The sequence below is a fragment of the Bacillus haikouensis genome, assembly GCF_013179555.1.
GTDB lineage: Bacteria > Bacillota > Bacilli > Bacillales > Bacillaceae_B > Rossellomorea > Rossellomorea haikouensis_A.
The window spans coordinates 1-11,747 of sequence record NZ_JABMCR010000135.1 but is presented as its reverse complement, the minus strand read 5'-3'; the positions used below and the strand labels follow the sequence as shown (position 1 = coordinate 11,747).

Sequence of the window (11,747 nt, the reverse complement as noted above, 5' to 3'; positions counted from 1 at the left end):
ACGCTGCAGCCTGCGAATGCCAACTTGAAGAAATACATGGCGAGCAGCTGGACGGTTGCCTTGACCTATCAAGTGGTGGTGAAGCTGTCTTCTGTTCTCGAACGTTCCCTTGAAGAGGAAGCCAAGGAATTCAGTACTCTGGCAAAAGGAATTAAGGAAGACTTCAACAAATTTATTCTGCAGGATGACGTGATCCCCGGTTTTGTGTATATGGAAGAATCGGATAAAGTGGAATTCATGGTACACCCGACGGATACAAAAACAGGCATCCATTACCGTCTGCTGCCAATGAACCGCAGCATCATTTCAGAACTGTTCACACCGGAACAAGCAGCTTCTCACTATCAATTAGTGAAAGAACATTTATATTGTCCGGATGGTGTGAGGTTGATGAACCGTCCTGCCAAGTATGAAGGGGGAGTCAGCACGCATTTCAAACGGGCGGAACAGGCTGCCAACTTCGGGCGTGAAATCGGGCTCCAATATGTACATGCTCACATCCGCTATGTGGAAGCGATGGCGAAGCTCGGATATACGGATGAAGTGTGGAGAGGACTTGAAATCATCAACCCGGTGGGGCTGAGAGATGTCGTGCCAAATGCGGAAAGACGTCAAAGCAATGCTTATTTCAGCTCTTCCGACGGGAAGTTCAATACCCGTTATGAAGCGCAGGAACGCTTTGGGGAACTTCGTGAAGGGTCAGTCCCTGTAAAAGGCGGCTGGAGAATCTACTCCAGCGGACCGGGAATCTACATGAATCAGTTGATTTCAAATGCGCTTGGTATCCGTCAGGACGGAGAGGACCTGGTGATTGACCCGGTCCTGCCTGAAAACCTTGATGGTTTGGTATTTGACTTTATGTTCAATCACCGCACGGTAACATTCCGCTATCACCTTGGAAACAGTGACGCCAAGCGTGTTGAAATGAACGGCCGGGAAGCTGCTGTCACCGCCGTATCCAACCGCTATCGCCAAGGCGGGGTGAGAATCGCCAAACAAGAACTCGAGAAACTGCTTGGCGAAGGTCCCAATATAATTGACATCTATCTCTAAAAAAGTCGAGAAGAGACTGGAACGACAGTGTTTTAGTCGATGAGAAACCCGGACAAACATTCAAAAATCTTCTAAAAGGATACGAATGCGTCCGGGTTTTTTTATTGGTTCTGCTAGGACATCCGGCTTGTATTTAGCTTGATGTTCCAGATGATGCACGGAAATCAACAGCGGTATTGAAAGCTCATCTATGCTGGAATTGTTCGTCTTTAGTCCCCCCCCCTCTTCTTTCATACATCAAAGCAACATGGGACTGTTCACAGATTCCAGCCGGAAGTTTGATTCCCTTGATCACTAGGTTAAAATGAATGATAGTGACATTCAATTTATCGGGAGGGTGATCGTTTTGAATGCGATTCAGGATCATTTAAAGCAAGGGCTCGATATTGTGTTTATCGGGTTTAATCCCAGTATCAGGTCAGGGGAAACCGGTCATCATTATGCCAATCCTACTAATCGCTTCTGGAAAATCCTCTATCAATCGGGCTTGACGCCAAGGGTATATCGGACGGAGGAAGATGGAAGTCTGATAGAACTTGGGTATGGATTGACGAATATCGTAGAACGGCCGACCAGGGAGGCTTCAGATATAACGAAAGAAGAGTACCGGGAAGGCCGGGTTCTATTAAAAGAGAAACTTGAGACATACAGACCCCGAATCGCCTGCTTTGTCGGCAAGGGAGTCTATCAGCAGTTTTCCGGGAAGAAAAAGGTTCCGTGGGGCTGGCAGGGAGAATCGACGGTCGGCGGAGTCCGTGACTTTGTTGCACCTTCTTCAAGCGGGCTCGTTCGGATGAAAGTAGAGAACATCTCAGCTATTTATAGAGAGTTATTGGATGGGGGACGGCCAGTTTAAGGCGGTCCCCCGCTGCAATAATGGGCGATAGCGGAGATGGACGATTTATTTGATATTGATTGGTACAAGGGTTTATACATCGTGGTGAAGTTTTCATAGGATAGAGAGTAGTAAAGTTATTTTACTTTTACTAGTTTCATAGAGAAGGGAGGGAGAGATATGGGAGTTGGTGTAGTTTCCTGCCTTTTGGAATGGCTGCGTGCTGTGATTTGCCGGGTGCTTTCTTTAATCGTGAATGTGTTGAGTTGCATTAGAAATGGAGTATGTAATGCACCTGCTTAACGCAGCAGAATGATTAGGATTCTAATGACTATTAGGATCCTTCTTTTTATAGGTTTAAAACAGTCTATGTGAGGGAAGAAAAGGGAAAAGTTGAATGTTTCAGCTGAATACTTCAGATATATAGGTTGTGAAAAATGATGATCGACATGCTTAAGAAAATACCATCAGCTGTGAAACGATATGCAAAGATGACGAAACGGGAGAAATGGAATGAGCTTTATTCCAACTTATGGATGACTCCCATGATTTATGCAGTGCTCTCCCTCATCCTGGTCTTCATTACACTGTGGGCGGATTTAAAAATGAATGTATATAAAGGGATGCCTTCTTTCTTAATTGTCGATTATGGATTGACAAAAACAATTCTAAGTACATTGACGGCGGGGATTTTATCGCTGACCACCTTTACATTTTATGGGGTGCTGGGTGCATTGTCGACATTCTCGAGCCAGTTCTCCCCGAGAATCCTTAAGAATTTCATGATGAATGCAGTGACGCAGAGAACGCTTGGTATTTTTAGCGGCAGTTTTCTTTATGTGCTTTTTTGCTTGTTTTTCATCAATGAAGATACCGCTCAAGCATACAGTCTGATCCCAACGGCTGCCGTTCTGACAGCCATGATCACCATCAGTACCTTTGCTTTCTTCATCAATCATATCGTCACCTGGCTGCAAGTGACCAATTTAGCGGAGCAAATCAAACGTGAATCCGTTGATATTATTGAAAGTTCGCTCGTCAATGAACTGAAGCCGCACAAAGCAAAGAATCCGGATGAAATGCACACCCAGGTGCCGGGCGGAGAAGGGGAAATGCTGCAGGCAGAGAAATCGGGTTATCTGCAGAAAATCGACTTTGCAGAATTGATCGATGAAGCAGCGAGGGATAACCTGATCATCCGCTTGGATAATCGTATAGGCAGCTTTGTCTTCCGTTCGACTTCCATCTTCACATATTGGAACCCATCGCCTGACTATGAATTGGATGAAAATAAATATCTGCATATGTTTCAGGTCGGAAAAAACCAAACGGAGCTTCAGGACATTGAGTTCAGCATCAACAAATTTGTGGAAATCGCAATACGTGCGTTAGGGAATAATGATCCAAAGACGGCGACCAATATCATCTATCAAATTGGTGACCTGCTCATCCAACTTTCGGAAATGGAAGTATTTTCACCTTACCTGACAGATGAAAACGGGAATTTGCGCGTCATTCTGAAAAATTTAACATATGCCGACTATCTCTACCGCGGCTTTGCTTCGATCAGGCACTATGCAAACAAGGATGCCGTCATTACGGGTGAACTTCTTTATGTGTTAAATGCCATCGCCCAAGCCACCGATAAAAAAGATCACAGGGATATATGGAATTTTACCAAATACACAGCCACAGGCTTCGACCATAACCTTCTCTACGACTTAGACATGGATCGATTCAACCATATTTTGTGGGAAATAGCCGAAACCACAGGCAATACAGACAGTTATGAAAAGCTCATAACTGAAATGAAGAATTGATCACGTTGAAAAGGATACGAAATGAAAATGGACAGCAGGATGCCCCTGGCTGCCTATACGCTTCACGATCATAATGAATATAGCTGTTAAATAGGAAAGAAGCTAGCGTGAAACAGGAGGGGACAACTGTTGAGAAGATATATTGGCATTATGGTGGGGAATGGTGTGTTTAAAGGAATTCCGGCAGGAAGGACATCTTTTGAAAACCTGTCTTTTTATGATGAGGCAGGTGAAAAGTATGAGGTGACCCCCTGCTACTTTCGCTTTGAAGACATCAATCCAGGTGAGGAAATGGTGGAGGCTTATGTTAAGAGAGGCGGTGCATACCTCCTCCAATCAGTCCCCAAACCGGTGGTCATCCATAACAGGATATTTACCGGAAAACGGTCGGAAAGAAGAAAGATACGGAAATTAAAAGAAGAAGGGATTGTTTTCTTTAATGAGAACAACCGTTATAAAAAATTTAGAATCAATGACATTCTCGCGAAGGAGCATAAACTCCGGCCGCATCTTCCCCAAACGATGATGGCCAGTGAGGATAACGTGAAGATGATGATGGAAATGCATCGCGAATTAATATTGAAACCAAATAACGGATCACTGGGAAGCGGTATCGTCAAACTGACAAGGGATGATGAGAAGCAATGGGAGATCACCTATCGGGACAAAAAAACTCTGATCAAGGAACGGTTTTCATCCGGGTGGCCGCCTCTCCTTAAACAGCTCTCTTCAAGAAACCTTGTCATCATACAGGAAATGATCCCCCTTGCAAGAAGTAAAGGAAGAGTGTTCGATCTGAGGGTATCCGTGCAGAAAAATGAAAAAGGTGAATGGCAGGTATCCGGGATTGTCGGGAAAGTCGCTAAAAAAGACTGGTTTCTGACAAATGCTGCACGGGGGGGAAGGTGTCATACATTAACTGAATTATTGAAAGAGCTGCCGCATCTTCAGGAGAAGAAAGTGACTGCAGAGATTGAAATGCTGTCTCTATCAGCGGCAAGGCAGCTGGAAAAGTCGCTCCCGCATCTTGCTGATTTAGGGTTTGATATAGGGATTACAAATGAGGGTTTTCCAATGATCATAGAATGCAATTGCAGGGAACTGAGATATTCCTTCAGAAATGCAGGGTTGGATGAAGAGTGGAAACAAACACATTTCACACCGATTGGATATGCACGATTTTTGTTGGATTCAGGAAGATAGAATAAATTGACAGGGATTACCACTTTGGTTGCACCCTCTTGAAATTCTACAGACCCTTTACTCAACGAGGGTCTTTTCGTATGTAAAGATTTGGTTTCCGTTGTGTCACCCAGACCATTTTTAACATAAAAATAAGTACGCTGTCGGAATACTGGGCGTTCGTTTCGTTTGCCCAATAAAGGAATGGATGAGGATGAAGACAATCATTTTCCTTGGAACGAGGAGACACGGCACGAGCAGGGAAGCTCTGCAGATGGCAAAAGAGATGGCATACTGCACAGTATTGTTTACAGACCGCCGCGGACTCGGAAAGAAAACAAATGAGTTTCCCGAAGTGGATGAAATCATATACATGAAAGATATTTTTTTTAAGGAAGAATTGATGAGTGAAATTCAGGAGCTGCAGGCAGAGGGGAAAACGATCTGTGCGTGTATGAGTTTCATTGATCCTTATGTGTCATACGCTGAACGGATATCAGCGGAATTGGGGTTGATCCGCTCTTCTTCCTATGCCTTCCAAGCGGTGGAGAACAAGGCAGATGTACGTAATATACTGATTGGATTGGAATCGTCCCCAACGTTTTCTGTGTATGAAAAACAAATGAGCACTGCTGAGTTTGCAGCAAACTATAAGGGTGCCCTCCCTCTCATACTAAAGCCGTCTGAATCCAACGGGTCAAAGGATATCGTACTGGTCAAGACGGAATTAGAGATGGCTGATGGCTTGCGCTATTTGCAAAAGAAGTACCCGGACATCTCCATCTTGGCCGAAGAATATCTGGAAGGTACTCAATACTTAATTGAAGTGGTGGTATATAGGGGAACTGTATTTATCATCGGTATAATTGAACAGGAATGCAGCAGGTCATTTCTCATTACGGGGTATAAATACCCGGCTGAACTGTCCGATGTGCAGAAAATCACACTGAGGAGAGCCATTCATGACATCCTCTTCCATATTGGTCTTTCTAACGGCTCCTGCCATCTTGAAATGAGGAGTGTGGGAGGGAAATGGAAGCTAGTTGAAATCAATCCGCGGATGTCGGGGGGAGCGATGAACCGGCTGATCGAGGAAGGTACCGGTATCAATCTGGTGAGAGAAATCCTGAAGATGAAAGTGGGTGAAGCACCTCATCTTGAACCTTTTTATACTCAATGCACGTATGCAAAATATTTAACCGTGGATGTATTGGGCAGGCTTCTGCATGTATGCGGACAGGATCGTGCTCTGATTCTTGAAGGGGTGAAGTACGTATATGTGAAACCGAAAGAGGGGACTATTTTGTCTCCGCCCCGATCGATGGGGGACCGGTATGCATGCGTCATCACCTGTGCAGAAACAATCGAAAGGGCAAAGAGCATCGCCCATGAAGCGGCAAAAGAATTAAAGTTTTATATAGAGCCTCTTTAAGGGAGGAAAGGAGAAATACACCTGCAGCCACATGACAGCGGAAGGGGAGTGGTTCGTTTTTCTTACGACATTGCACACCAATCCTCTTGCTACCCATACACTAACTAAGTAGGAGATTGGGGGGAAGAGAGTCTTGGGAAGAGAAGGCGCAGCGCCGGGGAGCACATGTGTCCAGCTGGCTTTACAAGAATTGAAAAAGCTGCAGGACTTTATTAATGAAACCCACACTCCATACTTTGGAAAAGTGTTCTCAAAGCTCGTCGGCGTCGATACGATTCCGTTTCTACTGTATTCGGAGGATGGGAAACTTACATTCACCGGTATCGATCATCAAGATTCATGCGGGAAAACTGTGTATTTTCATACAAATTATTTCCGCATCGAAGAGCTGGATATGAATTCTGACTGCGCAACAATTTCTTTGCTCCGTCCTTTGGATATTGGCGGCGGGAATCCACATTCCTTCGGTGACACCTTACTTCTGAAAAAAACCGATTCATGCATTCAAGTTGATTTAAGTTGTGTATGCGCCATCCAGCTCATGGATATTGACTTATTAAAAAGGAAAATCATCATCGAACCCAAATGGTAAAGAAACGTGTTCACAGAAAATGGGCACGTTTTTTTCATTAAAAATGCCCGGTCCCGAGGTGCTTAACCTTGTTAAAGACCGGCATTATGGCGCTTTAGCGTATCGAGGGACGAGCAAGAGATTTTCTGTTATACTGGATAAGTAGTTTAAATATTTTGATTATTGCCGGCGGGGTGCACAGCAGGGAGCTTTGATTACATAGAATGAACCCTATCTGTTTTTTTAGCTTTGGTACACGTAAGTGTATAAAAAGATAAAGGGGTGCGGGTTGTGGAGAAATTTGCTGGTTTTCGAGTTCCACAGACGATTTTTTACGGTCGTCATTCTTTGGTGAATGTCGGAAGGGAGGCGGCACTGCGGGGAAAGAAGGTCCTGATTATCAGTGATAAAATCATGGATCGGCTTGGATATATCAGTGAATGCCGTCAATTATTACAGGAACAAGGCGTTTATAGTGCCGTCTATCTCGGAGTCATTTCAGAACCGACAGATCGTTATGTATCAGAATCACTGGATATGCTTAAGAAAGAAAATTGCGATGTGATCGTCTCGCTTGGGGGAGGAAGCTGCATCGATACTGCGAAGGCGATTGCCGTACTATCAACAAATGGGGGATTCATAGGGGATTATATGGGCAAAGGCAGAATTGCCGGTGTTAAGGCGATGCCCCATATCGCGATACCAACGACTGCCGGGACAGGTTCAGAAGCAACGGACGTGACGGTCATCACCAATACGTCCAATGACGTGAAGATGATGATCAAACAGCCTGAGTTCATGCCGGATGTCGCAATCGTCGATCCGGTGCTGACGATCTCTTCACCGAAAAGCGTGACGGCTGCAACAGGTGTGGATGCACTGAGTCATGCAGTGGAAGCCTATTTGTCCAGGAAATCGCATCCTATGACCGATACAATGGCATTGTCGGCAATGGAACTGATTGTGGATAATCTATTACTCTCCTATCATGAAGGGGAAAACCTGGATGCACGGGAGGCGATGAGTCTTGGAGCAATGCAGGCAGGCATGGCGTTCACGAATGCTTCTGTCTGCCTCGTGCATGGGATGTCCAGGCCGATCGGGGCTTTGTTCCACATCCCCCACGGCTACTCGAATGCGATGTTATTGCCTGCAGTACTGGAATTCAGCAAAGAAAAATGCGAAGACCGCCTGGCTGATTTAGGACGTATATTTGAAAAAGAAAACAGGCTCCTCACGAATGAGGAATACGCGGGGCTTGCCGTTTCTTCTGTGAAGAAACTCTGTAAGGAACTTGGCATCCCCAACCTTAAAGGATGGGGGATCGACAGTGAGGCTTTCACTAATGCCGTGAGCAAGATGACAGAAGATGCTTTCATGAGCGGCAGTCCCGCGAATAACCCAAAGGTGCCGACGAGGGAAGAACTCGAATCCCTTTACCATACCTGCTACGATTACCAGTTCTCGGCAGAGGAAAAGGTGAAGTAATTTGTGAGCAGTATGGCAGTCTCAGAAACCATAAGTGAAATCATATCATGAAAGGGGAAATCATTCATGGCAACAGCAACGACCAACACGTTGAAGAACTTTATCAATGGGAAATGGGTGGAAGCACAAACCGACCATTACCAATCAGTCCCGAATCCGGCTACAGGAGAAGAGCTCGCGCAGGTTCCGATTTCAACAAGTCAAGATGTGGACGCAGCAGCGGCAGCGGCTAAAGAAGCGTTTCAATTGTGGAGCAGGACACCGGTTCCGAAACGTGCACGCATCCTCTTTAAATATCAGCAGCTCCTCGTTGAAAACTGGGACGGGCTCGCGAAACTGATCACAGAAGAAAACGGAAAGAGTTTTAAAGAAGCCTACGGTGAAGTACAGCGCGGAATCGAATGCGTGGAGTTCGCGGCAGGTGCCCCAAGCCTGATGATGGGGAAACAGCTGCCGGACATCGCGACGAATATTGAATCAGGTATGTACCGCTATCCTGTGGGGGTTGTCGGAGGAATCACCCCGTTCAATTTCCCGATGATGGTACCGTGCTGGATGTTCCCGCTTGCGATTGCATGCGGTAACACCTTTGTCCTGAAACCATCCGAGCGGACACCGCTCCTTGCCAACCGGCTGGCCGATCTCTTCAAAGAGGCCGGTCTCCCGGATGGGGTGTTGAATGTGGTTCACGGTGCACATGAGGTCGTAAACAGCCTGCTTCAGCATAAAGACGTGCCGGCCATTTCGTTCGTAGGTTCACAGCCGGTTGCCGAATATGTGTATAAGACCGGTGCCGGTAACGGTAAACGGGTTCAGGCACTTGCCGGTGCGAAAAACCATTCCATCGTAATGCCGGATGCGGATCTTGATGCTGCCGTAAAAGAAATCATTGCTGCTGCGTACGGATCTGCCGGTGAACGCTGCATGGCGTGCTCGGTCGTTGTCGCCGTCGGGAATGTTGCCGACACCCTTATTCGGAAACTGAACGATCAGGCAGATGCTCTTAAAATCGGAAACGGCCTCGAGGAGGATGTTTTCCTCGGCCCTGTAATCCGTGATGATCATAAAAAGAAAACTGAAAGTTATATCGTGAGCGGTGTCGAAGAAGGGGCGTCACTGGTTCGCGATGGACGTAACGATGAAGCATACAAGGAAAACGGCTATTTCATCGGACCGACGATCTTTGATCACGTGACCTCCTCTATGAAAATCTGGAAAGATGAAATCTTCGCACCTGTATTATCGGTGGTAAGGGTCGAGACGCTGGAAGAGGCGATTAAGCTTACCAATGAATCAGACTTCGGGAACGGAGCCTGCCTGTTCACGAAAGACGGCAGCGATGTCCGCTACTTCCGGGAATTCATCGAAGTCGGCATGCTCGGCGTCAATATCGGCGTACCTGCCCCTATGGCGTTCTTCCCGTTCTCCGGCTGGAAAAACTCCTTCTATGGTGATCTGCATGCCAATGGATCAGACGGCGTTGAATTCTACACAAGGCGCAAAATGCTCACCGCCCGCTGGTAACCATGAAGGCAAACAAACGAATGCCAGTCCCGCGTAATTGCAGGACTGGCATTCACAATTTTCTTCTCATCTCCTTTGAAATGTGATAAGATAGTGATAACTTACAAGAAATGGAGGTTTTCCCTTTGATTTTAATCAGACTTCGATTCCGCGATTTGAACAGATAACTGAATATGTTCAAGGCTCTGCCTGTGTGCAGGGTAAATGGAATTGGTCTGCCTATTTTTAAGGGAAACTTCATTTAATCGTGATGGAGAAGAAGAGGGGGCGAAGGACTCCTCTTTTTTGTGTCTTAAAAAATAGAATTGAATAATGGACTTCACCCATTCCTGACGGTTCAATCCGGGTGGATACAGGTATCTTTGATTTTGGCCGGTCTACATGAAGCAGGGAACGCGGACCTCTATGATCCTCAGGGGATTTAAGTCTTCCTGGGACCGCCTGGCGCGCCAGTTCCATTTGCAAATCTACACAGGCAGCGGTCTGTGTTTTTTACTATTTTATTAGAATGGAAGTGAAGATTTTATGATGGAAGAACGTTTAAGAGCAATCGCGATAGGGGTTAATACGAAGGAGCAGGGTGAAGATTTTGAATACAGCATGCTTGAATTGAAAGGGTTGGCAGAGGCAAGGCATATCGATGTCGCAGCAGAAATGACTCAGAACCTGCCGCGCAGGAATCATGTGCATTATATCGGCAAAGGAAAGATCGAGGAGCTCTTGCCATTGATAGAAGAAATGGAAGCGGATGTCCTCATCGCGAATGATGAGCTTTCACCTTCACAGATCCGGGTGCTTGAAGAGAAACTCGATATTCGGGTAATGGACCGTACGATGCTGATCCTTGATATCTTCGCAGAAAGGGCGAAAACGAAAGAGGCGCAGCTTCAGGTAGAAGTCGCGCAGCTTCAATACATGCTGCCCCGTCTGGTCGGAAGACGTGAATCCCTCGGACGCCAAGGTGGAGGATCCGGACTGAAAAACAGGGGAGCGGGTGAAACGAAGCTCGAGCTCGACCGCCGTCGGATCGAAGACAATATCACTGCTTTGAACAAAGAGCTGGAAGCGCTGGTCGACCTTCGGAAAACACAGCGAAAGCAGCGTAAGAAGAGCGGGCTGCCGGTTGTGTCGCTGGTCGGATATACCAATGCAGGGAAGTCGACGACGATGAATGCATTGGTTGAACAATTCAATCCAGGTGAAAGCAAGCAGGTATTTGAAAAAGATATGCTGTTCGCTACACTGGATACGTCTGTAAGGAACATCTCGCTGCCGGATAACAAAGCATTTCTGCTTACAGATACTGTAGGTTTCGTCAACAAGCTGCCCCACCACCTCGTCAAGGCATTCCGTTCTACGCTTGAGGAAGTGGCTGAAGCAGATCTGATCATCCATGTCGTCGATTATTCAGATCCTCACTATGAAACTTTGATGAAGGTGACTGATGAAACGCTGGATGATATCGGAGTCGGGGACATTCCGGTCATCTATGCATTCAACAAGGCAGAACTGGTCGATGGAGATAGCGTCCCGAAAGTGGTGAACGACCGCATCTATTTGTCGGCAAAGGAACGAATCGGCATCAATGAGCTGATCGGCGCAATCAAAAGCCATGTGTTCAAGGACTTCAAAACGTGTCAACTGCTCATTCCATTCGATCAGGGCAAACTGATCTCGTATTTTAATGAACAGGCAAATGTGCTCGCTGCAGAATACGAAGAAAATGGAACAAAGCTGACAGTTGAATGTAAATATGCTGATTATGAAAAATACCAGCAGTATGTCGTTCGATAAATGAATAGAAATACGGGAAAGGGACTTTTTCAAGAAAGTCCTTTTTTC

9 protein-coding genes and 1 pseudogene are annotated in these 11,747 nt (G+C 46.1%); all 10 read left to right on the top strand.

The genetic code is table 11. The features are described 5' to 3' along the window. Positions 1 to 1,053, top strand: a pseudogene (locus HP456_RS13625) (GH36-type glycosyl hydrolase domain-containing protein); the annotation flags it as partial. 346 nt (positions 1,054 to 1,399) lie between these two features. Beyond that, on the top strand, positions 1,400 to 1,909 hold the full coding sequence (locus HP456_RS13620; RefSeq protein ID WP_172251975.1) for a mismatch-specific DNA-glycosylase: 510 nt from the start codon (positions 1,400 to 1,402) through the stop codon (positions 1,907 to 1,909). A gap of 159 nt (positions 1,910 to 2,068) precedes the next feature. After that, positions 2,069 to 2,191: a hypothetical protein gene (locus HP456_RS25365; protein WP_281358041.1), complete on the top strand. Its 123-nt coding sequence runs from the start codon at positions 2,069 to 2,071 to the stop codon at positions 2,189 to 2,191. 134 nt (positions 2,192 to 2,325) lie between these two features. Then, on the top strand, positions 2,326 to 3,708 hold the full coding sequence (locus HP456_RS13615; RefSeq protein ID WP_172251973.1) for a DUF2254 domain-containing protein: 1,383 nt from the start codon (positions 2,326 to 2,328) through the stop codon (positions 3,706 to 3,708). Between the two features lie 129 nt (positions 3,709 to 3,837). Then, positions 3,838 to 4,911 (top strand): YheC/YheD family endospore coat-associated protein, encoded by a 1,074-nt coding sequence (locus HP456_RS13610; protein ID WP_172251971.1) that lies wholly within the window; start codon positions 3,838 to 3,840, stop codon positions 4,909 to 4,911. Between the two features lie 193 nt (positions 4,912 to 5,104). Beyond that, a complete protein-coding gene (locus HP456_RS13605; protein WP_172251969.1) occupies positions 5,105 to 6,322 on the top strand; it encodes an ATP-grasp domain-containing protein in 1,218 nt (405 codons plus the stop codon). Positions 6,323 to 6,455: 133 nt separating this feature from the next. After that, positions 6,456 to 6,914 carry a CotY/CotZ family spore coat protein gene (locus HP456_RS13600; RefSeq protein WP_172251967.1) on the top strand — a complete coding sequence of 153 codons (459 nt, stop codon included), beginning with the start codon at positions 6,456 to 6,458 and terminating at the stop codon, positions 6,912 to 6,914. A 270-nt stretch (positions 6,915 to 7,184) separates the two neighbouring features. Continuing rightward, positions 7,185 to 8,381, top strand: a complete 1,197-nt coding sequence (locus HP456_RS13595) for an iron-containing alcohol dehydrogenase (RefSeq protein WP_172251965.1) — start codon at positions 7,185 to 7,187, stop codon at positions 8,379 to 8,381. Positions 8,382 to 8,447: 66 nt separating this feature from the next. Next, positions 8,448 to 9,905, top strand: coding sequence for a CoA-acylating methylmalonate-semialdehyde dehydrogenase (locus HP456_RS13590; RefSeq protein WP_172251963.1), 1,458 nt, complete (start codon positions 8,448 to 8,450; stop codon positions 9,903 to 9,905). A 528-nt stretch (positions 9,906 to 10,433) separates the two neighbouring features. Next, a complete protein-coding gene (gene hflX, locus HP456_RS13585; RefSeq protein ID WP_172251977.1) occupies positions 10,434 to 11,699 on the top strand; it encodes a GTPase HflX in 1,266 nt (421 codons plus the stop codon). Positions 11,700 to 11,747: the final 48 nt, after the last annotated feature.